Origin of the sequence: Neolewinella antarctica (genome assembly GCF_011927835.1) — a bacterium.
In the GTDB taxonomy this organism is placed as follows: domain Bacteria; phylum Bacteroidota; class Bacteroidia; order Chitinophagales; family Saprospiraceae; genus Neolewinella; species Neolewinella antarctica.
The window spans coordinates 387,515-409,374 of sequence record NZ_JAATJH010000003.1 but is presented as its reverse complement, the minus strand read 5'-3'; the positions used below and the strand labels follow the sequence as shown (position 1 = coordinate 409,374).

At 57.6% G+C, this 21,860-nt stretch carries 14 protein-coding genes and 1 pseudogene; 7 read left to right on the top strand and 8 right to left on the bottom strand.

Annotated elements, in window-relative coordinates; all coding sequences use genetic code 11:
- Positions 1–370 precede the first annotated feature (370 nt).
- Together alaS and GGR27_RS11600 are read left to right on the top strand one after the other, a co-directional pair.
- On the top strand, positions 371–2,998 hold the full coding sequence (gene alaS / locus GGR27_RS11605) for an alanine--tRNA ligase (RefSeq protein ID WP_168037616.1): 2,628 nt from the start codon (positions 371–373) through the stop codon (positions 2,996–2,998).
- A gap of 212 nt (positions 2,999–3,210) precedes the next feature.
- Complete coding sequence (locus GGR27_RS11600) at positions 3,211–3,510, top strand: SCP2 sterol-binding domain-containing protein (RefSeq protein ID WP_168037615.1); 300 nt, start codon at positions 3,211–3,213, stop codon at positions 3,508–3,510.
- Positions 3,511–3,604: 94 nt separating this feature from the next.
- On the opposite strand, the gene GGR27_RS11595 is transcribed toward GGR27_RS11600, so the two are convergent.
- Entirely contained in the window at positions 3,605–4,387 is a 783-nt protein-coding gene (locus tag GGR27_RS11595) for a DUF1206 domain-containing protein (RefSeq protein ID WP_168037614.1), read from the bottom strand.
- 265 nt (positions 4,388–4,652) lie between these two features.
- Between GGR27_RS11595 and GGR27_RS11590 the strand changes: the two genes are divergently transcribed.
- The gene (locus tag GGR27_RS11590) at positions 4,653–5,828 is read left to right on the top strand and encodes an acyl-CoA dehydrogenase family protein (protein WP_168037613.1); all 1,176 of its coding nucleotides are present in this window, start codon (positions 4,653–4,655) and stop codon (positions 5,826–5,828) included.
- The gene (locus GGR27_RS11585; protein WP_168037612.1) at positions 5,791–7,158 is read left to right on the top strand and encodes a bifunctional PIG-L family deacetylase/class I SAM-dependent methyltransferase; all 1,368 of its coding nucleotides are present in this window, start codon (positions 5,791–5,793) and stop codon (positions 7,156–7,158) included. The genes GGR27_RS11590 and GGR27_RS11585 overlap by 38 nt, the downstream gene beginning before the upstream one ends.
- Here the strand turns inward: GGR27_RS11585 and GGR27_RS11580 are convergent.
- The 4 genes from GGR27_RS11580 to GGR27_RS11565 all read right to left on the bottom strand — a co-directional run bounded on the left by GGR27_RS11580 (position 7,061) and on the right by GGR27_RS11565 (position 11,748).
- On the bottom strand, positions 7,061–8,275 hold the full coding sequence (locus tag GGR27_RS11580; RefSeq protein ID WP_168037611.1) for a glycosyltransferase: 1,215 nt from the start codon (positions 8,273–8,275) through the stop codon (positions 7,061–7,063). The two genes, GGR27_RS11585 and GGR27_RS11580, sit on opposite strands and share 98 nt — an antisense overlap.
- Positions 8,276–8,380: 105 nt before the next feature.
- On the bottom strand, positions 8,381–9,487 hold the full coding sequence (locus GGR27_RS11575; protein WP_168037610.1) for a phage tail protein: 1,107 nt from the start codon (positions 9,485–9,487) through the stop codon (positions 8,381–8,383).
- Positions 9,488–9,507: 20 nt separating this feature from the next.
- Positions 9,508–10,047 carry a phage tail protein gene (locus tag GGR27_RS11570; protein WP_168037609.1) on the bottom strand — a complete coding sequence of 180 codons (540 nt, stop codon included), beginning with the start codon at positions 10,045–10,047 and terminating at the stop codon, positions 9,508–9,510.
- Between the two features lie 36 nt (positions 10,048–10,083).
- A complete protein-coding gene (locus GGR27_RS11565) occupies positions 10,084–11,748 on the bottom strand; it encodes a T9SS type A sorting domain-containing protein (RefSeq protein WP_168037608.1) in 1,665 nt (554 codons plus the stop codon).
- A 576-nt stretch (positions 11,749–12,324) separates the two neighbouring features.
- Here GGR27_RS11565 and GGR27_RS11560 point away from each other — a divergent pair.
- On the top strand, positions 12,325–15,093 hold the full coding sequence (locus GGR27_RS11560) for a T9SS type B sorting domain-containing protein (protein ID WP_168037607.1): 2,769 nt from the start codon (positions 12,325–12,327) through the stop codon (positions 15,091–15,093).
- A gap of 261 nt (positions 15,094–15,354) precedes the next feature.
- Positions 15,355–16,590: a M14 family zinc carboxypeptidase gene (locus GGR27_RS11555; protein ID WP_168037606.1), complete on the top strand. Its 1,236-nt coding sequence runs from the start codon at positions 15,355–15,357 to the stop codon at positions 16,588–16,590.
- Positions 16,591–16,873: 283 nt separating this feature from the next.
- On the opposite strand, the gene GGR27_RS11550 is transcribed toward GGR27_RS11555, so the two are convergent.
- Positions 16,874–18,805 (bottom strand): glycosyltransferase family 2 protein, encoded by a 1,932-nt coding sequence (locus GGR27_RS11550; protein WP_168037605.1) that lies wholly within the window; start codon positions 18,803–18,805, stop codon positions 16,874–16,876.
- A gap of 91 nt (positions 18,806–18,896) precedes the next feature.
- Between GGR27_RS11550 and GGR27_RS11545 the strand changes: the two genes are divergently transcribed.
- Entirely contained in the window at positions 18,897–19,814 is a 918-nt protein-coding gene (locus GGR27_RS11545; RefSeq protein WP_168037604.1) for a CPBP family intramembrane glutamic endopeptidase, read from the top strand.
- A gap of 112 nt (positions 19,815–19,926) precedes the next feature.
- On the opposite strand, the gene GGR27_RS11540 is transcribed toward GGR27_RS11545, so the two are convergent.
- Together GGR27_RS11540 and GGR27_RS20090 are read right to left on the bottom strand one after the other, a co-directional pair.
- Complete coding sequence (locus GGR27_RS11540; protein ID WP_168037603.1) at positions 19,927–21,141, bottom strand: putative sugar nucleotidyl transferase; 1,215 nt, start codon at positions 21,139–21,141, stop codon at positions 19,927–19,929.
- 274 nt (positions 21,142–21,415) lie between these two features.
- A pseudogene (locus GGR27_RS20090) lies at positions 21,416–21,661 on the bottom strand (type B 50S ribosomal protein L31); the annotation flags it as partial.
- Positions 21,662–21,860: the final 199 nt, after the last annotated feature.

Sequence of the window (21,860 nt, the reverse complement as noted above, 5' to 3'; positions counted from 1 at the left end):
GACGTACTGGCGTCAGAAACCGACCAGTTTATCAATTCCTAAACCCCACATTGTAAATAGGTCATTGCAGCGCAGTACACATCGGCTACGATGGCGATTTTGCTAACTGCACTTTGAAGAGCTTGGGAACTCGTTTTCTCATCAGATGCATCTTTCTGTACGAACCGCGGAGCCGGTTCTTACTGAAAGTTCATCGGATGCGTAAAGCGAGCTTACTCCGCTCCTCCCCAAACAAACCCCGCATTCCACGACCGCGCCCCCTTTGTTACCTTTGCGGACTTTATCAGCCGGGTCACCCCCGCAGCCCGCCGTACCGGCAGTGACGTCATGACCGAACCAGCGAACTACGGGACCACCGAACCACTAGACCATGAAAACTTCCGCCCAAATACGCCAGGATTTCCTGGACTTTTTCCGCAGTAAAGAACACAAGATCGTCGCCTCCGCACCGATCGTGAACAAGGATGACCCGAGCCTGATGTTCACCAACGCGGGCATGAACCAGTTCAAAGACTACTTCCTCGGCAACAAGACGCCCGACCGCCGCCGGATCGCCGACACGCAGAAATGCATGCGCGTCTCCGGCAAGCACAACGACCTGGAAGACGTGGGCCGCGACGGTACCCACCACACCATGTTCGAGATGCTCGGTAACTGGTCGATCGGTGATTATTTTAAGCCGGAAGCGATTGCCTGGAGTTTTGAGTTTCTCACGGATAAGATGGGCATCGACCCCGACCGGCTTTACGCAACCGTCTTCGAAGGCGCACCGGACGAAGGCGTCCCCACCGACGAAGAATCCCGCACCGAATGGCTCAAAGTCCTGCCCGCCGAACGCATCCTCGAAGGCAACAAAAAGGATAATTTCTGGGAGATGGGCGAGACTGGTCCCTGCGGCCCCTGCACCGAAATTCATTACGACATGCGGCCGCAAGAAGAACGGCTGAAAGTGAGCGGCCGCGATCTGGTCAATATCGACGACTCCGGCGTCGTCGAGATTTGGAACAACGTCTTCATTCAGTTTAACCGCAAGGCGGATGGTAGTCTGGAGAATCTGCCCGAACGGCACGTCGATACCGGCATGGGTTTCGAACGCCTCTGCATGGTGATGCAGGACAAGGAAGCGACTTACGACACCGACGTTTTCACGCCGCTTATCGCTGAGATTGAACGATTGACGGGGCACAAATACGGCGGCTCCTACCGACCCGAAGCCAAAGCGGACATGGCTACGCGCGTGATCGCCGATCACGTCCGCGCCGTTGCCTTTACCATTGCCGACGGCCAGCTTCCCGGTTCGGGTGGTGCTGGCTACGTAGTGCGTCGGATTCTACGCCGTGCGGTGCGGTATGCTTATTCTTTTCTCGATCAGAAAGACCCGTTCATCAATAAGCTCATGCCGGTGCTGGTACGGGAGATGGGAGCGGCTTTCCCTGAATTGAAGCAGCAGGAAGGGCAGATTACCAAGATCATTGAATCGGAGGAGAAGTCGTTTTTGAATACGCTCGAAAACGGCCTGACCCGCTTCGCCAACCTGGACGCTCAGAGCGGTACGATCTCCGGTAAAGACGCTTTCGAACTCTACGACACGTTCGGCTTCCCCATCGACCTGACCGAGCTACTCGCTGCCGAGCAAGATTTAAAGGTAGACATTGAAGGCTTCGCCGCCGGACTCGCCGCTCAGAGGGCTCGGGGGCGCGCCGATGCAACCAAAGTAGTCGGCGACTGGACGGTTATCTCGAGCGAAGACTCTACTTTTATTGGTTTCGATTATTTGTCCGACGCAGGTGCCCAGATCACCAAATACCGCACGGTGGAAGTGAAAGGCAAACCACAATACCAAGTCGTCCTCGACCGCACTCCTTTTTACGGCGAAAGCGGTGGTCAGGCCGGTGACACCGGTAGTCTGCGGGTCGGCGAAGAGACCATTTACGTAGTCGATACCCAGAAAGAAAATGACCTGACCGTCCATACGGTCAATAAGCTACCCGAAGACCCTTCCGCCGACGTGATCTCCCAAGTTGACGAGCGCAAGCGCCAGGCAACTAGCAGCAACCACACCGCCGCTCACCTAATCCACGCCGCCCTCCACGAAATACTCGGCGACCACGCCATTCAAAAAGGACAAGACGTCCAAGCTAAGCGGATGCGCTTCGACTTCTCGCACTACGAAGCGATGACGGACGAGCAGGTAGCCCAGGTAGAAAAACTCGTCAACGAAAAGATTCGTCAAAACATCGCCCTCGACGAGCGCCGCGACGTACCGATTGCCGAGGCACGGACTTCCGGGGCGCTGATGCTTTTCGGGGAAAAATATGGAGACGCCGTACGCATCATCACTTTCGACCCGGAGTTCAGTTCAGAGCTCTGCGGTGGTACCCACGTCAAATATACCGGAGAATTAGGCCTGTGTAAGATCACCGGAGAATCCGGCGTGGCGGCGGGCGTCCGACGTATCGAGGCCGTGACGGGAGAAGGAGCCATGAATTACGTAAACGAACGCCTTGCTTCCTTGGAAGAGATTCGCGAACTGGTTAAAGGCTCCAGCAATCCGGTTAAATCCGTAGCGACTTTGCAGGATGACAACCGGGCGCTAAAGCGAGACATCGACAAGATGCAGGCCGCCGCCGCCGGTAACGTGAAGGGTGACCTTGAAAAAGCCTTCGAAGACATCAACGGGGTCAATTTCCTCGCGGCAAAAGTTCCGTTGACGGACGCCGCGGCAATTAAGACGCTGGCTTTTCAACTGACCGGAGAAAATGAGAATGCTTTCGTACTTCTTGGTAGTGAGAGCGACGGCAAAGCATTACTTACCCTAGCTATCTCTAAAGGTTTGGCGAGCGGAGAGATGAATGCGGGGTCAATGATTCGTGGACTGGCGAAGCACATCCGCGGCGGCGGTGGTGGGCAGCCGTTTTTTGCTACTGCCGGGGGGAAAGATCCTAACGGAATCGAGGCGGCGCTAGCAGAGGCTCGAGGACTGATTACCAAATGGTGATCAGATGTCAGTTCTAGCTGCGCTGCTGCCAACGGCGGTCATCGGATGCATCTTTCCTGGGCCGCCGCGTAGCGCCGGTCCGGGAAAGTTAGCTTCGCTGCTGCCAATGGCGGTCATCAGATGTGTAACTGCCCCCCCCCATCAGCGAATTTTCGCAAGCCCCCAGTGAACCAAACCACCGGCCCAGCCGCTACCATAAAAAACAATCCACCATGACTTTCGAAGAATTCAAAGAAGGCGTCACCAAAGCCGGCGCAAAAGCACCTAACCTCGGTAAATCACTCAAGCTTTCCCTCGACGAAGGCACTATCTTCATCGACATGACGAACGATGGCGGCGCCGTCGTGACCGAAGACGACAAAGAAGCCGACACCGTTGTCACCACCGACGTCGATACCCTCGACCAACTCCGCACCGGTAAACTAAACCCCATGATGGCGATGATGGGTGGTAAGGTGAAGATTAAGGGCGATATGGGCTTGGCGATGAAGTTGCAGAGCTTGCTTTCGTAGGTATGTAGCCTGGCAGACTGGTAGACTGGTAGGCGGTAGATATCAAGTCTACCGCCTACCGCCTAGTATCCTACCGCCTAAATCTTCCTACCGACTAAACCCGCTCAAACCGCGCCCGCACGAACATAAATAGGCCATAAGCCAGTAGTCCGAGACCGATTATAGCTAAGGCGACGTTCCCCCAGCCCTGGTTCAGGTACTCCAGTGATTCTTCAATACCCCGAAATTCACTGGCGTCTTCCGACTGCGCCGCTCGGTAGAGAAAATAGGCGATGATGGTGAACACGACGGCACGCGCGACGAGCCCCACGCGGCCCATAATACGGAACGTGTTTTCCTGGGTCTGGGAAAGTCCCTGACTCTTCACGTCCTTCATGTGCTTATCCTTGACGGCTCGGTAGACTTGGTAAGCGGCTACGCCCAGCACGATCAGGCCGATGAGCCCTACGGCCAGGTGGCCCCAGTTCTGCTCCAGAATGGTAGCGATCATGGTTTGTTTGCCGCCCTTGCTTCCACCGCCGGCGAACGCTTCTTTGAATGCAAATACACTCAGTATTCCGTAGGAAGTGCCGCTGACCGCCCAGCCGATGCGTTTGACCAGGGCGGTAGCATCTTCTCCTTCATTTTTGGTATCCATAATGGCCATGTACAAGCGGTAGCCGCAATAGCAGAGCAAGCCCAGGCCAATAGCAACCAGGGCAAAGTGCCCTAATGAACTGTTACCCAACCACTCGATGATTTCTTTGGGCCCGGTCGCTCCCCGTGATATACCAATCAGCGACCCCAGGGCAAAAAAGCCAATTAATGCATAGACAATACCTTTCGCCGTGTACCCGATTTGAAACAGCATTTGTTGCGTCTCCTTACTCAATCCCATATTCTTTTTAGTTTATGAGTATAGCGTAGTGGAAGTGATCAAGTTCGAGTTAGGGCGCGGTCGCCGGTGCCGGGTTTTTTGGGAAAGGCAAGTAATCATTGGGCAGTTACCCAAAGTGGGCCGGGGCGGCTGTTAAATTATCTGCCAGATACAAAAAACTTGTCCGCTCTGACGTGGCAAATCCTGACAAACTGCAACGGAATAGGTTAACGGAAAGAACAAAATGTAGCCGCAACTAATCCCATTTAGCTTACGTATAAATGACATGACTGCTACCCAGATTTTGTCCACCAGCGCGCCTTCCCGTACTTGCCAAATTAGCGCAAGCCTGGCAACCGCGTACGATTTGAGCAATGTAATGCGGGAACTAGCGGCGGCAACCTACGCCGATGGCGGTTTCCCCCACCGCGAGATGGATTTACTGCAGGAGGCCGGCTTCTTCGCCATTACCCTGCCCGGGGAAGCCCTGGACATGACTGGCCCGAATACCGCGACTCTGCTGCAATTACTGAAGTTAGTCGGCCGGGGGAACCTCTCGGTGGGGAGAATTTACGAGGGCCACGTCAATGCCCTGCTCCTCCTCCACCTCTACGGCACCCCGCGTCAGCGCCAAACCTACTACGCGGATGCGCGGGCGGGCCACCTGTTCGGCGTGTGGAATACGGAAATGCGCGATGGCGTTCATTTGCACCAGGATGAGGCGGGCGACGGCGCGCGGGTGCAGGGTTCAAAGAGCTTCTGCAGCGGATCGACGCAAGTGACGCGGCCCATCGTACCGGGGGTTCTGCACGGACCGGACGGGGAATCACGGGGCTGGCAAATGAGCATAGTTCACCTCGACGAGCACGAACTACCGGTCGACGAGAGCTTCTGGAGCCCCCTTGGCATGCGCAACAGCGTGAGCCACAAAATCGACTTTAGTGGTCAGCAACTCACCGGTCACCAGCTACTCGGCAAGCCGGACGAGTACGAGATTCAACCCCACTTCAGCGGTGGTGCCATCCGCTTCGCCGCCGTCCACCTGGGTGCCGCCGAAGCGCTGCTGGACGAAACAAGAAACTTCCTTCGCAAAGTCGGTCGCGAGGATGATCCCTACCAGCGTACCCGCGTTGGCCAGATGGCGATCGCCTGCGAGACCGGTAACCTCTGGCTGGACCGCTCCGGCCAGCTCAACGACAACTCCAAAGACAGCGACGCCATCGTTGCCTCCGCTAATATGACCAGAACGGCCATTGCCGAAATCTGTCTCGACTGTTTACAGTTGGCCGAACGCTCCGTGGGCGCGCGCGGCTTGCTGCACCCTTCGCCTTTTGCGAGACTACACACTGACCTGAGCATGTACCTCCGCCAGCCCGCCCCCGACGCGACGCTGGAGATGGTCGGCCAATATTACTTAAACCAACATGACGATTTCCACCAGCTCCGAACTCACGAAGCGTAAGCGCGCGCTTGCCTCCGAGCCCCCGTTGCACCCCCATTCCGACCTCCATTTTTGGAAGTCTACCTTACTTTTTGCGCCCCACCCCGACGATGAATCACTGGGTTGTGGGGGCCTCGTTGCCCTGCTGCGGGAGCGCGACCAGCACGTCCACGTCGTGTTCGTCAGTGACGGTGCGATGTCTCACCCCAACTCCCGGCGCTACGACCGGGCCGCGCGCGTGAGTTTGCGGGAGTCCGAAGCCCTGGCGGCTTGTCAGGAACTTGGCGTGGACGAGGCGAACGTTTCTTTCCTCCGTTACCCCGATACTGAAGTCCCCCGGCAACATTCCCCGGGTTTCGACGGGGCGGTGGACCACATCAGGCAACTAATCGACCGGCAAAAACCCAGTCACGTCCTCGTTCCCTGGCGGCGCGACCCCCACTGCGATCACCGCGGCACCTGGGAGATCTGCCGTGAAGCCGTTAGCCAACTCGCGGAAAAGCCCCGCTGGGTGGAGTATCCGATCTGGATGTGGAACAGCAGCCAGGAAGCGGAACTCCCCTACCCCGACGAAGTCATCGCCTGGCGGCTGGACATCACCGAACAGCAGCCCCACAAACAGCGTGCCATCGCCCACCACGTCTCACAGACAACCCGGCTGATCGATGACGATGCCGATGGGTTTATGCTCAGCCCAGAGATGCTCGCCAACTTCCGCCACGATACCGAACTGTATTTCGAAGACGCGGAAAAGCAACACCGCTCCCTGTCCGAAGCCTATTTCAACCAGGTTTACGACAACAACAACGACCCATGGTCCTTCGAAACTAGTCAGTACGAACAGGATAAGTACCGGCACACCGTAGCGGCGCTGCCGAAACAGCGGTACGCAAACGGTCTGGAGATTGGCTGCTCGATCGGCATTTTAACGAGCATGCTGGCGGACCGCTGCGATCATTTACTTGCGCTCGACACGTCGGCCAAGCCACTGGCGCGCGCACGGGCGCGACTCGGAGAAAACGGTTCTGTTGTATTCCGCCAAATGGACTTCCCGCACGAGCGACCCGAAGAATTATTCGACCTGATAATACTTTCCGAAGTCGGTTACTATTGGAGCCAGGAAGATTTGGGCGTGGCCGTTGCGGCCATCACGAAGCAACTACGGCCCGGTGGCGACCTGATGCTCGTCCATTACACTCCTTACGTGCCGGACTATCCACTGACCGGCGACGAGGTGCACGAAGCCTTCGCCACTAAGCTGCGGCGAAATTATGCTCATCTGCACGAAGATCGGCGGCAGCGTTACCGGATGGATGTTTACCGAAAGCCCGGTGGCGCATCGAATGCGTAAAGCTGCGGAGTTGCGCAATCGCCTCGGTGATGGGTTGGTCGCTGAAGGTAGGGTCGGCGTGTAGCTGACCGCCAACGTGCTGATAGAGTGCACCAAAACTCGCTGCCTGACGGATGAGTTGGTGCAGTTCCGCGACCGACCACTTCATTCTGGCCGCCAGTTTTTCCAGCTGCGGGCAGCCGAAACCGGAACGGCGTAGGTAGGCCCGGCGCAGGGCCACTTTCCATTTGAACAGTTGCACGCAGTTGCTAAAAGAAACCACCCGCTGTTCCCGGTTTTCCCGCTCCATGGTCGCCCATGCATCCAGTTGGTGGCTGAAGGCCGTGCCGACAACCCGGTCGCTCACGCGGGTGGAAGTTCTTACCCAAACTTGAGGATCGTGAGTAACGAACACGTCCGCACGCTCGAGGGCGAAGACGAAGTAGACATCTTCCAGACTATTCAGGGGCGGGATGCCACCGCATTTTTCGTAAGCTTCGGCGGTGACGGCCATGCTGGGGCCAAAGTGCTGAAAGTGGCGTGGCCAGGGGTCGGCTTCGGAGGGGTCGATAATGGATTCTAAACAGTAAAACAAGCTGCGGTAGGTGACGTCCAGCAGATGTTGCTTGCGGTAGTGGGTATCCCGGTCTTCTTCCTGGGGGACCAGAATACGACCGCCGATGGCGCGCGCACCCTGGCGGACGTTACGCAAGATGTGGTACGCCCAGTTTGGCCCGACCAGGGTGTCGGCGTCGGTGCTGCAAATGGCACCATCGAGCCGGCCCACCGCCCGGAACCTTTCGTAAGCGGTGTCCATCATCAGCCGGCGGGCGGTACCGACGCAGGCAATGCTGGCGGGTAGGCGGCGCTCACAGACGTACAGCCTGAATTCGGGGTACTGGCGTTGGTATGCTTCAATAATGGTGACCGTAGCGTCCTCACAGTTGTTAGCCAGCACCAAGACTTCGTACTGGTTGGCCGGCAGGGGTATTCCGTCTTCGTCGGTCTGTAGGCGAAGCGCATCGAGGGAAGGGATGATGAACTCCGCTTCATCCTTGGCGGGGATGGTCGCGCACAGGCGGCAGTCAGGGTGCTGCGGGGGTAGCGCGAGGGTTCCGAAAAGGAATTGGAATGGCATGCGGAGGATAGCTGTTTTCCTTACAACCGGTAATTACTTTCCTGCGTTGTGGGCGCACCTTGTTACTTTTTGCGATTTTTGCTGAACTGCTTCACCTGACCCGCTCTAGTTGTGCGGAGGATATTCACCGGACACTGCGATAGCCGCCGTGAGGCCGAGGTAGGGGCTTTGAAGGCTGAATGGTTGACCGCCGCCCGCCGTATCCATCGTAACGCTACCGCTCGCCCCGAGTACTTCTTGGCCGGCCTCCGGTCGGTAGACGCCCGGCAGGGACGACCCGTCCAAATAGTTGTCGTCCGCCGTAGGTAAAACATTCCTACCCCCACCGAGTAGCATCGTTCCCGCGTGAGAGTGGGCGGGGAGGTGATCCGCCGTCATGGTAAAGGTGGGTTGCCCTTCGCGGGAAGCCAACGGCCGACCTTTTGCCGCTTCCGTTCCGGAAGCTCCGAGCGGATAGCAGCCGCGGAGATCGGGCAGCGCGAAAGTATTCGGCCCGTCACTTCCGTAAAGCGTACCGATCAGTTGGAACAGCGTTTGGTAGTTACTGACGGCGAGCAATTGACCCGCGCAAGGTAAATAACCGCGCGGGACGAAATTATTCGCAAAGAACTGCACCGTACCAATGTAAGTAGTTACGTCGTCGAGCTTAATTTCACTGGTCTCCACGTCGGGCTCGGGTTCTGTTGTAGGGTGGGTCCCGGACAGTGCAATACAGTAATTCAGCGCTAGTGAAGGTTCCTGGCTACTGAATTGAAAGGGTTGCAAGTTCTCGACCCCGGTCCTGTCGGACCTGACGCTCGTGGCGTTGAGCCCCGCCCCTACGGTACTTTTGGTGTATAACTCACCCGCTGGTTTTGTGGACAGGTACGCATCTTTACCGCTACTGAGGTTAGCGGCCGGGCTACCGAGCACGACTTCACCTCCGTGGGTATGTTGGGGTAGCTGGCCATTCAGGCTGGCCGTGCCGGTACCGTAAGCATCACCTAGTTCGGTGGTCCGCCCCCCAAAGTTGCCGCCCCGGCTGACCGGCCCCCGTCCGCTCAGGTCCGGGAGTGCAAAAGTCGTTCTTCCGTCGCCCCCAAAAGTGGTGCCCAGGAGAGAAAAAAGTTGCGTGTTGCCGGAGATTGAAAGTAGCTGGCCCTGGCAAAGCGCGAAATCACGTGGAGCATAATTGAATGCGACGAGGAGGATCTCTCCGGTAGTAATGCTCATGTTTATGGGGGTTTTGAAGGTTAGCGGCGACTGGGAAAAATACCGGAGACGCAAATGGTGGCGACGAGCGTGAGGACGGGCGATTGAATATTAACGGGGTCGGTGTTGCCGACGATCTCTACCCGAAGCGCATCGGCGGCCAGCGTCGCGTCCGGAGCCGCCGTACCGCTAAACAAGAATGTACCGGGGGTCTGGCTTGCGATGAATCCGTTCTTCCCGACCTTGGTTTCCGGAGTACCCGACGACAACACCAGGGCGGGGTTCGTATGCGTGTGGGGCGGCAGGTTGCTTACTTCCAGAACCGCTTCGGACAACCCGCCCCGCTGCCCGAGCGCCACCGTGGTTCGCCCCGCTACGCTACCCGCCCCTACGGGTAAACGGCCGCGCAGATCGGGTAGGGCGAAGGTTTCGCGGCCATCACCGCCGTAGGTGGTGCCCAGCAAACTGAACAGGGAACTATTGTCCTTGACCCGCAGGAGCGAGCCGTCGCAAACTCGGTAATTACTGGGAATTCTTGAAAGGGGCCAAAAATCAATCTGGCCGAGGATACTGGTGGGCATAGTTCAGGGGAGAGTTAAAGGGTGAGAAAGGCGTAGTTATTTCTTGACGAAGCGCGTAAACTGACGACCATCGGTGAGCACGTAGAAGCCCGCTGGTAAGTCACCCGTCCGTATCTCAATTACGCGCTGACCGGCGGGCAGGTCGATTTGGCGCAAGGTCCGCCCCCGGGCATCCGTTAAGCGGAAACGCTCCGTTTTGTCGTTCGCCAGGGTGGTAACCGTGAGAAACGCATCGACTGGATTAGGAAATATCCGGAAGGTTTCCGCCGGTGTATCTCTCTGCACAAAAACGGACGGCCCCAGCTGCTCGTGGCCATCGTAATCGTAGCTGTGCAAGCGATAATAAGCCGATGGGACGGGTTTGGTGTCGTAAACGACGTATTCGTGGCCTCCGGAAGCATTAGCGGTGGCGCGGTCGCGGATGATTGTTGTCCAGTTGCCGGAGCCGTTCGGGCTACGTTCCACGTCGTGCCACTGCACATCGACCTCATTGGCGGTAGTCCAGCGTATAACATTGGTTTTAGCCGCTGCGAAAGCGTCGAAACTCACGAGCGCGTGGGGAAGTGCGCGGTCGAATACAAAGGCATCGTCAGTATCCTGGCAGTCTCCTTGCGGAAAACGATCGTCTCTAACCAGTACGACGTAATCACCCCCGGGCAGCCCGGCGAAGTCTCCGCTAGTGTTGGTACGCTGTACGGGGCCATCGATACTGAAGCGGTCGGAAGCACGCGGACTATCCGACCTGAGTGTAATCGTTCCGTCGCCGCCGTTACCGTTGCTAACGTCGGTGACCATTACCGATGCCAGACCTACCGAACAGCCGAGGTTGCCCTGCGCTTCCGACCCGCTTACGAGCGGCACGAAGGAGCATGAATTGCGGGATCCGATCTGCCACCCCCGTGCCGTGGAGGTAGGGGCGTTGGGTAGGCTGGCAAAATCATTGAAGTAGTACACAAACCCGGGTTCCAGCACGCTACGAATCTCCCAGCGCTCGGTCGCCGTATTGTAAAGGAGTTCGGCATCGCGGCGCGAGGTATTTGCGTTGCGGTAGGTTTTGCGGCCGGTAGCGTCGAGGCCATTGTCCACGAATAACAAGTCTTCCCCGGCGGTGGACGTGAGACAAGTTCCGTCATCGACCACGACCCCGTCGAAAACGGTCGGGTTGGGGTCGCAGCCGTCGGGCAAGTCGTCGCCGTCCTGGTTTTGGTTATCATCGGAACCCGGGCAGCTATCGCTGTCGTCGCAGACGCCGTCACCGTCGCTATCGCCACCGGACGCGTCGCAGGGGTCGCCGCCCAGTTCGGATTGCGTACCGGAGCCGGCCACGGTAATGTCGGCGGGGCAGCCGTCATCTATACCAGCCTGGGTAGTGACCCAATTAACTACGGAGCTATTCGGCGGGTTGGGGGTAGAGTTATAATCGGCGAAGTTGAAAATGAGTTCCTTACTCGGGTCGGGGTCGTCGTAGCCCAGTCGCCATTGACCATTCCGGTTATAGATTTCCAGGGTGCCGCTATTGGTACCGGATTGATACACGTTGTAGCCCGCCGTGTTGGTACCCGTTAGTAGAAAATCTATGCCATTACCGAAGCAGTTCGGGTCTCCGTCGGATACCGTGACGACTTGCGCACTAAGTGGACTGTGGTTGACGATCAACAAAATCATGACCAGGAGAAGAAGTGGTAGTTTGTATTTCAGCATAGTGGGAAAGGCAATTAGGTTATCGAAAGACTAAGACTTCCTTACTGAGTCGCTACGCACCGGTTGCGATAGGCTCGCAACCGGTCCCGGGCGTAGCCGTAGTGATGGACGGCCGGACCAGTGGAAAATAATTTTTCAGGTGCTTGCGAAGAATGTTACGCGGTAGAGGCGTAAGAATGACTCCAATTTATGTCGGCTTTAATCTGGCACCTCATTTTATCAGCCAATCGCCAATAATACCTATTTAACGGTTCGGTTTTATCAGTTAAGCAAATCGCGACCCGGCGGTCGCTACCTTACCCGGCGTGCGCGGATATCACTACGTGCTACCGGGCAGGCCGGATGGAACGGAAACCTCACTAGTTATCTACTCGTTCGTTCGCGTCTACTCGGTTTTGCCTCCCGAAACTTCCCCGGCACCCGCGGCCGCGCACCCTCCCAAATAAGCCTTCGGCAACAGTAAATCAACAAAATCACCGCCGGGCGACAACCACGGCAAAAGCAAAACCGTACTTTAGGCGTTAGTACGTCGAACGGTAGCGCTACACCAAGCCGTTCGCTCAACCGATGCGGCCCATGCGTAACTTTATCCTGCTATTTTCCCTATTGTTTTTACCCCTGCTCCTGCAGGCCACCCACAACCGTGCGGGTGAAATTATTGTGCGGTCGGCGGCGGACTGCAGTTTTGCCAACCAGAATACCGCCTGCGCCACCATTATCACCTACACGGAAATCGCGCAGGCGGAAGTCGACCGGGATAGCCTGAAGCTTTCCTGGGGAGACGGCGCGCCCCCCGAGTACATTACGCGGACCAACAAATTTTCCATCGGCAACGGCATCCAGCGGAACGAATACCGAATGTGCCACGTCTACCCCGGCGCGGGGAGCTACTTCATCAGCTTCCAGGACCAGAACCGGGTGGCCAACGTGCTGAACATAATCAATAGTCCATCGGTCGGCATCTCCTTCAGCGTCTACACGGTTTATACGGTGACTTCCCCCCTACAGGGCCCGTGTAACAATAGCCCGGAGCTCACCCAGATCCCCATCGAAAATGCCTGCGTCGGCTCCGTTTGGACGCACAACCCCGGCGCTTTCGACGTGGACGGTGACTCCCTAGCTTATGAGTTTACCAGCGCGCAGAGCGGACCCAACGTACCGATCCCCGACTACGTGCTGCCCAATGAATATCGCGGCCCGACGGGTAGCCTCATCATCAACGAGCGCACCGGCCAGATCACCTGGAACGCGCCGGCCGTGTCGGGCGAATACAACCTAGCCTTCCTCATAAAATCTTTCCGCAACGGCCAACCGCTCGACACGGTCGTGCGGGACATGCAGATCTTTGTCTCCGAATGCAACAACGACCCGCCGACGTTGGACATTCCGTTCGAAGAAATCTGTGTCGTCGCCGGAGATATACTCGAGTTCGACGTGATCGCGGGTGCGCCCGTTACGGACGTGGAGCAGCTCGTCCGCCTGGAAGCCAGTGGCCGACCGTTCGATTTGCTGGATAACCCGGCCGCTTTTCAACCCAATGACGCTACCTACAACGAGGACCCCTTCGTGCGCACGTTCCGTTGGCGGCCGGACTGCTCGCAAATCAGCGACCAGCCGTACATCGTCGTGTTCCGGGCGGAAGATGACTTTTTCCAGCGATTTTCGGTCGGTGATCAACTGGGCGGCCTGGCAACTCTGAAGGCGGTATCCATCAAGGTCGTCGCGCCGCCACCGCTCGGTCTGACCACCCTCGTGGAGGACGAGAGTATTACGCTGAGCTGGGACAAACCTTATTTCTGCGAGGGTCAGCCCGATCCGGAATTCGAAGGCTTCAACGTTTACCGCCGCATCGGTAGCAACCCTTTCGTAGTTGATACTTGCGTCACCGGTCTGGCCGGCGAGGGCTACACCCGCCTGACGGACCCGGTCACGATGGAAATGGTCGACGGCCGTTACGTGTTCCTGGACCAGGACATTCAACCGGGGCGCACCTATTGTTACCGCGTCGTGGCCCAGTTCGGCAAGGTCATTGCCAACACGAACTTCTTTTCGGGCCGGCTGGAGTCGCTTGCCTCCGAGGAAATTTGTGTGCAATTGGCCCGCAATATTCCGCTGCTCACTAAAGTCGACGTCATCACCACCGACCCGGGTAGTGGGGAAATCGACGTGTGCTGGATCCTACCCGACGCCAACGCCCTCGACACCCTGGTGAACGGAGGCCCTTACCGCTACGTGCTGAGCCGCGCGGAAGGACAAACCAACGATCTTTCCGCCTTCAGTGAAGTCATTACGTTCACCCGCGAGTTCTTTGCCCAGGAGGTTGACACTTGTTTTACGGACACCGGCTTGAATACGGATGGGGTTGCCTATTCCTACTTGATCGAGTTGTTCGTAGAGGATCGGGACACGCCCTTCGGGGAAGGCCAACCCGGCAGTAGCGTTCGCCTGGGTGGAGCACCAACCGACGATGCCAACGACCTGAACTGGACGGCGCTCGTCCCCTGGACGAACGTCAGTTATTTTGTGCTGCGCCGGGCACCGGGGGAAACGGACTTCACCGTGATCGACTCGACCGACCAGCAGAATTACCGGGATGATGGCCTACAGAACGGCGAGGAGTACTGTTACTTGATCGAGGCCGTCGGTACGTACAACGTGGACGGCCTACCCTCCCCGCTGCTCAACACCAGCCAGGAGATTTGCCTCACGCCGATAGATAACGTGCCGCCCTGCCCGCCAGTGCTGAGTATCATTAGCCCCTGCGAGCGGGGTGCGGACTGTACGGATCAGGGCAGTCTTTTCAATACCCTGACCTGGATGCCCGGTAGCGGATCGTGCGGTACGGATGACGTGGCTGGTTACCGGATTTACTTCAGCAAAACGCCGGATGGGTCGTTCGTGGAGATTGCGGAGGTCCAGCAGGCAGACCTACTCACCTACGATGACTTCCCCACGGATGGTATTACGGGATGCTACCGCATCACGGCCTTCGACCTTAATGGTAATGAAAGCGCGCCGAGCGAGGTAATTTGTGTTACCAACTGTCCCATCTACGAATTGCCAAACGCCTTCACGCCGAACGGTGACGGTCAGAACGAGGCGTTCGTGCCAATCAGCCGTTGCTTCATCGAGCGGGTAGAGTTTCAAATATTCAACCGCTGGGGTCAATTAGTTTTCGAAACGGAAGACCCAGCGCTGAACTGGGACGGTACTAACCCGGGTGGTGACGTGCTGGCTTCCGGGACTTACTACTACGTCGGTATCGTCTTCGAACAGCGTCTGGAAGGGGTTATGCCTTCCGCGGAACCGGTTTCGGGGTACATTGAGCTGGTGCGGGGGGAATAGACTTGGCAAGATTTTTGCGCGGTCGCAGGTGCGGAGTTTTTGGGAAACGCAAATCTCCCGGCAGCTCTGAACTGAATAGATCCCGGTCGATTCGTACCGCAACCGGGTTCGAACCTAAGGGCTCAACGTAAGCTAAGTACCGAGATGCTGCGTTGGGGGCTACACTGAGCTGATGGTGAACCCTCGCTGATTCTGATCGTTTGGCTTGGTACCGCCCGCCTGGTTGATGACGGTTCCGTGGTTATGCTATATTTTTCTCACATGAAGTCGTACTTGCTCTCTTTACTACTCCTTCCCATCCTTTTTGGTGGTGTAGTGCGTGCGCAAGTCGTTCTTTCCGGCCCTACGATCCAGCTTCCTAAAGTCAGGATCGTCCCCCACAATGAGTACCCGACTTACGGTGAGTACGTATCGCTCATGGAGCGCTTTGCCGATCTGTACCCGGACGTATGCGAACTGGAAGACTGGGGCACGCTGCCTTCCGGCCGCAGAATTCTTACCCTCCGCATCACCAAAGACATCGCTACCACGGCCGGAAAACCTAAGGTCCTGTGCACCGCCGCCATGCACGGCGATGAACTAGCCGGCTACTGGCTGATGCTCCAACTCGCCGAAGACTTGCTCCGCCACGACCGCACCCGCCTGCTGGACGATTTGGAAATCTACATCAACCCCCTCGCCAACCCCGACGGCGCCTACCACCACAACGACCGCAGCCTCGCCCGCTCCCGCCGCGGCAACGCCAACGGAGTCGACCTCAACCGCAACTATCCCGATCCGGACGACGGTGCCCACCCGGACGGGCAAACCTACCAGCCCGAAACCCAAATCTTTATGCGGGCCGCCCGCAGCCACGGTTTCGACCTGGCCCTGAACGTGCACGGTGGCGCCGAAGTCTTCAATTACCCCTGGGATACTTACCGTAACCGCCACCCGGACAACGTCTGGTGGCGGCGCGTCAGCCGCGAGTTCGCCCAGCGCGCGCAGATTGCCAGCGGCCGCGCGAACTACTTCGACGACCGGCAAAACGGCGTTACGAACGGCCACGACTGGTACCCCATCGCCGGCTCCCGCCAGGACTACATGAACTACTACCACCGCTGCCGCGAAGCGACCCTGGAAGTCAGCGACGTCAAACGCTTCCCCGCCGGTGGGCTTGCGGAGCTCTGGACCTTTGTTCGCACGCCGATCTACGGTTATTTAAACGAAGCCCGCAACGGCCTGCACGGCTTCGTCATCGACGACCTCACCGGGCAGCCCATTGCCGCCAACGTAATCATCCCGGACCACGACCACCAAAATTCCGACGTCATCGCTGACCGGGAGACGGGCGATTTCCACCGCTACCTCACCGCCGGTACTTACGAAGTCAAGTTCTCGGCCGCCGGCTACTTACCCCAGTTGCGTACCGTAGTGATCCACGACGATCGGCGGGTAGATATGAACGTGCGGTTGCGGCGGGCTAGCCCCGGGGGAATCGAGGCCCGACGGAAGTAGCGCGTAAGCTTGTTGGGTAGCCAGACATTTAAGCTGTGCATTCTACGGATTCTTACTTGAAATGATACGTCCGGTCGATAAGCCTTCCCGGTGCAAGCAACTAATCCGCGCGTTCTAGAGGTTCGTTCCCGAATATTAAGTCCGGTCGATGGGCCGTCCCGGCGCGAGTAGATTCTTCACAAGCATCCGGGACCTCCCGCGCGCCGAGACGGCGCACTGACCAAAGTATCACCTTTACTTCTCGCGCGCTACGGGACGGCGAATCGTCCAGATACACACAATCCTACCTACCGAATACAATGGCCAAATCCCGCCCGACCGAATAATCACGGGCGTAAAAGACGTTCAGGTGACGTAGCGTTTCCTCGTCCGTCACTAGCTGGTTAATCGCTGGATTCAGCACCCCGGGCTTGATCTTTGGTAAGTTGAGCTGTGGCTGCCCTACCGGGGCGTAGCCTACCCAACTTTTCTTACCCGTTAGCACGCCTAAAATATTTTTGAAACTGAGTTTTCCTCGCCAGGTAAAGAGTGCGTGAAGCGGCCAGGTTAGGAGTAGGAGAAGAGCCAGCCCCCGGTCCAGCAGCCATTTACCCCGCCGATTAACTGGCTCGTCGATTCGCCAACGAACGTCGATGGTGTACAGGGTACCAGTGCGGTTTTTTCCCTGGCTACCAATAATGGTGTGGCTATCCTCGGGCAGAATGCGGTAGCTGATGGCGGGCCCCAAGGCGCTCATCCAAGTTTGGATTTGGTGGTTACTAATGTCTTTTGAGCAAAAAAGGAGTTCTTCCGCGCGGTAGACTTCCGTAAAGTCAGCCAGTCGCTCCGCCCTACCGACCGCTTCGGAATCGTTGATTGCGGCGGGAACGGAGATGCGCCCGAGGTAATTGCGGCGGGCACCGACACGCTGGAGCAAACTCAAGGCTCGGTTCCCCTCGTCCACCGTACCGACGATGAGCATCTTCGGTAATTCATCGGTGGCGAAATTCAGGTGACCGAACGTGGCCAGGTGGGCTACGCCGCGCACGATCAGCATCCAGCTCGCCGCCCACGCCGCACCGAGCAGTAGCAGCGCCCGGCTCGGTCGGTACAGTTCCGGCAGCAATCCGTAAATCGAAAACAGCACGAGCGTACCGATGCCCAGGCTCTTAAACAGCCGCCCCAGGTCAAAAGGCTTCTCGTAGCCACCCCCCAGAAAAACACACGTAATCCAGAGCAGTGTGTAGGCCGGGAAATGAACGTAATTAATGGTTTCATTGAAGTAGCCGACATCGCCAAAGTGGTAACCCGCCCACAGCAACTTGATCACCAGCAATCCCAAATAAATGCCCGTAGCATCAAGTAACGGGAAACGGAAAGCGCGCCAGACGTTGGCGACGACCGTCATTAGGGCGCGCACGTAGATCGCCACCTGCATGAGCAGCACGAACAGATTACCTTGCCGCCCGGTAAAGTGCTTGCGCGCGAAAATGATCATCGCCTGGTAGAAAACGCGCACGTAGTTCAGGCTACCCCGCTTCGTGCTTTCTCCCTTGTAGTGAATGATGGTCGTCTCCGGGAAGTAGTAGTTTTTGTAGCCGCCCAACGTCATGCGGTACGACCAGTCGATGTCTTCGCCGTACATGAAAAATGCTTCGTCCAGCAGGCCGATCTTTTCTAAAGCACTGCTCCTCATCCACATGTAGGCTCCCGCGAGCGCGCCCACTTCGTGTGTTTCGTGCTCGTCTAGGTAACCGAGGTGGTAGCCGTTGAAGCGCGGCGATTTGGAGAACAGCCGCGCCAATCCGAAAGCCTTCGTAAAGGCTACCCACGGCGTTGGCAAACCCCGCTTACTTTCCGGCAAAAATTGGCCCGTTCCGTCGATCATTCTTACCCCCACGGCACCGGCCACCGGGTTAGCTTCCATGAAGGCGAAGCACTTTCGAAAAGTGTCTTCTTCAACGACCGTATCGGGGTTCAGGATCAGGACGTACTTGCCGCTACTCCGCACGATCGCCTGGTTGTTCGCCACCGCAAAACCCGGGTTGTGCTCGTTGGCGATCACCTCCACCCAAGGAAAACGCTCGCGGACCATCGTGACGGAGTTGTCGACCGAGTTATTGTCCACCACAAACACCTCCGCCTCCATCCCCCGCACGGCGCGCTCGACGCTCAGCAGCGCCTGCTCCAGAAAATACCGGACGTTGTAGTTAACGATGACAACGGATAGCTGCATGGCGCGAAGGTAAGGCGGGCGGGCGGTCTTAACGGGGCCGGGGGTGGGTACGAAAATATGGGTCTATTTTACGCCCCAGAATTCTTTATGTATGATACCCCTTACGCACTCCCCGCGGTCCGCCACCCGGGTTTTCCTGGCCACTTTGGCCGCCTTGTTGGTTATGTTCATCGTCGGTCAACTCATTCTGTTCGGCCTCGTGCAGTCGGGCGGGCTCGACCTCAGTGATCTCGGCAGCTTAGACCTCGACCAGGGCTTGCGGCAGCGGCTGCGCCTCGGCTTATTCCTGAACAATACGCTGATGTTTGCCGGCTCCGCCGCCGCCGGCCTCTGGTTCGTGTACCGCAACAACTGGCTGGCGTCCGTTTATCTCGACCGGGGGCCGCGCGACTATAGCCTCAGCTACGCGATCGGTTTCTTCGTGATCACCCTACCCATCGTGGCGTACTCCGCCTACCTGAATTTGCAAATCTCCCTCCCGGAATGGGCGGTGAATAGCGAGGAGAGTACGGACGCACTGCTCGCGCAAATCCTGCGCATGGAGTCGGTACCGGAATTCGTGCTGGCGTTTCTGACCATTGCGGTTTCCGCCGGACTGGGCGAAGAATTGTTGCTGCGCGGTGTGCTACAAAACCGCATTCTCGGTGGCTGGCTCGGCGGCAATCACCACGTCCGCATCTGGGTGGCGGCGGCGCTGTTCAGCGCGATGCACATCGAGTTCGCGGGCTTTCTACCACGGCTCCTGCTCGGTGCCTCGTTGGGGTACGCTTACTACTGGACACGCTCGTTGTGGGTACCGATTTTGCTGCACCTGGCGTTCAACGGCATTCAGGTCGTGATCGCTTACGTCACCGGCGAGTTCGACCCGACGGGGGTTGAGGCGGACGTCCCGGCGTGGTGGCTGGTGCTGATTTGTGTACCGCTGGCGGGGTACATTGCTTACGCGGCGGAACGGAAGTTCGCGGGGGCAGGGGAAGTTATGGGCGCGGACGCGGGTGCAAAGGTTTAGGGGCAAAAAGAGCGTTTCGTGGGCTCACCCCGGTAATTTTGCCCGTCGCGGACTTTGTTAGAGACCGCTGTTTATCACCCCAAAGCTTCACGCTGACGGATAGTTCCGGTGCTTACTTGCCAGCGTTTTCCCACTTTCGCCACTTACTGGTTTGCTCGAAAAGGGTGGTGAACAAGGCTCGGTCTGCTTCCGTCAATTCTTGGTGGCGGCGCGCCACGACCCGCTCGGCGGTCGCGATGGCCTTGTCCAGCCGGTAGGTGACCATACCGCCCGCCCCGCCCCACACGAAGCTGGGGATGAACGCCCGGGGAAAGCCCTCGCCGTACACGTTCGCGGAAAAGCCGATTACCGTACCGGTATTGAGCATGGTGTTGATGGCGAGTTTGGCGTGGTCCGCCATGATGAGGCCGTGGAATTGTAAGCCGGTGTCGGCAAATTTCTCCTCCACGTAGCTCCACACGCGCACTTCTCCGTAGTCGTTTTTCAGATTGCTGGCGTTCGTATCCGCACCGATGTTACACCACTGGCCGATGACGGCGTTGCCCAGGTAACCGTCGTGGCCCTTATTACTGTTACCGTGGAAGACTACGTTACTGACCTCGCCGCCCACCTTACAGTCCGGGCCGATGGTCGTCCCTCCGTAGATCTTCGCGCCCATCTTGATGGTGGATCGCTCCCCGAGGGCAATGGGCCCGCGCAGTAAAGCTCCTTCCAGTAAAGTACTGTTCTTACCGAGGTAGATCGGCCCCTCGGTCACGTTTAGGACGCAGGCTTCCATCGTTACGCCTTCCTCCAGAAATAAGTTTTCCGCCGGCCCAATGATTGTGTTGGTGGCAGACGGCGTACCGGAAGTTTTGTCTTTCGTCAATAAGTCGTAATCCGCCCGAATCTGCGCGGCGTTCTGGCCAAAAATATCGGCCGGGCGGAGAATTGTCTGCGGTGTGTAGTCGCTCAGTTCGAATGCCTTGATGTCGTTAAAAACGTCGTCGTTGACCAGTGCTTCCACCGCGGCTTTGTCCAGGCACGTAGCAATCAGCCGCCCGTCCTTGCGGTACGCCTGGCCAGGGTCCAGATCGAGCACCAGCGCGGCCAACTCCTCGTCCGGCAACACGCACCCGTTCACCAAGATGTTCCGGTCGCCGTAGCTCACGGGAAAGAGCGCCCGCAAACTATCGTCCGTCAAGAAACTCCCGGATAACCGTAAATGCTGTTCCCACTTTTCCCGGATGGTAAGGATGCCGATCCGTAAATCCCCCACGGGGCGGCTGTAGGTCAGGGGCAGTAGGTGGTTGCGGACGTCGGAGTCGAATAGGATTAGCTTGGTCATGAGGTCTGATTAAAATGCGGCGCCCGGTCGTGCAGCACGGCGGGCAAAAGTACAAACGGCAAAGCCCGAAGCAAACCAAGGTTCACTTCGGGCTTTACGGCGGAGTTGGACAACCCACGAACGGAGCGCTTTACTCAGCGGCCGGGGTCGCTTCCGTAGTGGAAGTAACCTCTTCCTTCTTGGCGGGAGTAGCTTCCGCGGTTACCTCAGCGGTAGCCGGGGTCGCCTCATCGGTAGCTTCCGTGCCTTCGTCTTCGCCTAATTTCTTGGCGAAACGCGACTTGCCGAACTTCTTGTTGAACTTGTCGATACGACCGGCGGTGTCCACGAACTGCATCTTACCCGTAAAGAAGGGGTGGGAAGCGCTGGAGATTTCCAACTTGATCAGTGGGTACTCCTCACCTTCAAAGGTGTCCGTTTCACGCGACTTGGCCGCGCTCCGGCTGAGCCAGCTTTCGTTGGCGTTGATGTCACGGAAGATGACGGTGCGGTAGTTCTCGGGGTGAAGATCTTTTTTCATTACCTTTTTATTTTCGGAGCGCGAAGGTACGGACTTCCGGTTGGTCGCGCAAATTTAGGGATTTATTTGTTTCTCTTCCGAGTTGAGGGCTTCCGGCCCGAATGACGGTACGGTAACGTCACCCGCTCCAATACTAAGCTAGGCTGAGTGCCTCCGGATCAAATATCAGTGCGGTAGCGTCTCCCGCCCTAAAGCTGGG

What these genes read in the sequence shown, in the direction of transcription:
- alaS (WP_168037616.1), top strand. Translation starts at nt 371, where the DNA reads ATGAAAACTTCCGCCCAAATACGCCAGGATTTCCTGGACTTTTTCCGC.
- GGR27_RS11600 (WP_168037615.1), top strand. Translation starts at nt 3,211, where the DNA reads ATGACTTTCGAAGAATTCAAAGAAGGCGTCACCAAAGCCGGCGCAAAA.
- GGR27_RS11595 (WP_168037614.1), bottom strand. Translation starts at nt 4,387, where the DNA reads ATGGGATTGAGTAAGGAGACGCAACAAATGCTGTTTCAAATCGGGTAC.
- GGR27_RS11590 (WP_168037613.1), top strand. Translation starts at nt 4,653, where the DNA reads ATGACTGCTACCCAGATTTTGTCCACCAGCGCGCCTTCCCGTACTTGC.
- GGR27_RS11585 (WP_168037612.1), top strand. Translation starts at nt 5,791, where the DNA reads ATGACGATTTCCACCAGCTCCGAACTCACGAAGCGTAAGCGCGCGCTT.
- GGR27_RS11580 (WP_168037611.1), bottom strand. Translation starts at nt 8,275, where the DNA reads ATGCCATTCCAATTCCTTTTCGGAACCCTCGCGCTACCCCCGCAGCAC.
- GGR27_RS11575 (WP_168037610.1), bottom strand. Translation starts at nt 9,487, where the DNA reads ATGAGCATTACTACCGGAGAGATCCTCCTCGTCGCATTCAATTATGCT.
- GGR27_RS11570 (WP_168037609.1), bottom strand. Translation starts at nt 10,047, where the DNA reads ATGCCCACCAGTATCCTCGGCCAGATTGATTTTTGGCCCCTTTCAAGA.
- GGR27_RS11565 (WP_168037608.1), bottom strand. Translation starts at nt 11,748, where the DNA reads ATGCTGAAATACAAACTACCACTTCTTCTCCTGGTCATGATTTTGTTG.
- GGR27_RS11560 (WP_168037607.1), top strand. Translation starts at nt 12,325, where the DNA reads ATGCGTAACTTTATCCTGCTATTTTCCCTATTGTTTTTACCCCTGCTC.
- GGR27_RS11555 (WP_168037606.1), top strand. Translation starts at nt 15,355, where the DNA reads ATGAAGTCGTACTTGCTCTCTTTACTACTCCTTCCCATCCTTTTTGGT.
- GGR27_RS11550 (WP_168037605.1), bottom strand. Translation starts at nt 18,805, where the DNA reads ATGCAGCTATCCGTTGTCATCGTTAACTACAACGTCCGGTATTTTCTG.
- GGR27_RS11545 (WP_168037604.1), top strand. Translation starts at nt 18,897, where the DNA reads ATGATACCCCTTACGCACTCCCCGCGGTCCGCCACCCGGGTTTTCCTG.
- GGR27_RS11540 (WP_168037603.1), bottom strand. Translation starts at nt 21,141, where the DNA reads ATGACCAAGCTAATCCTATTCGACTCCGACGTCCGCAACCACCTACTG.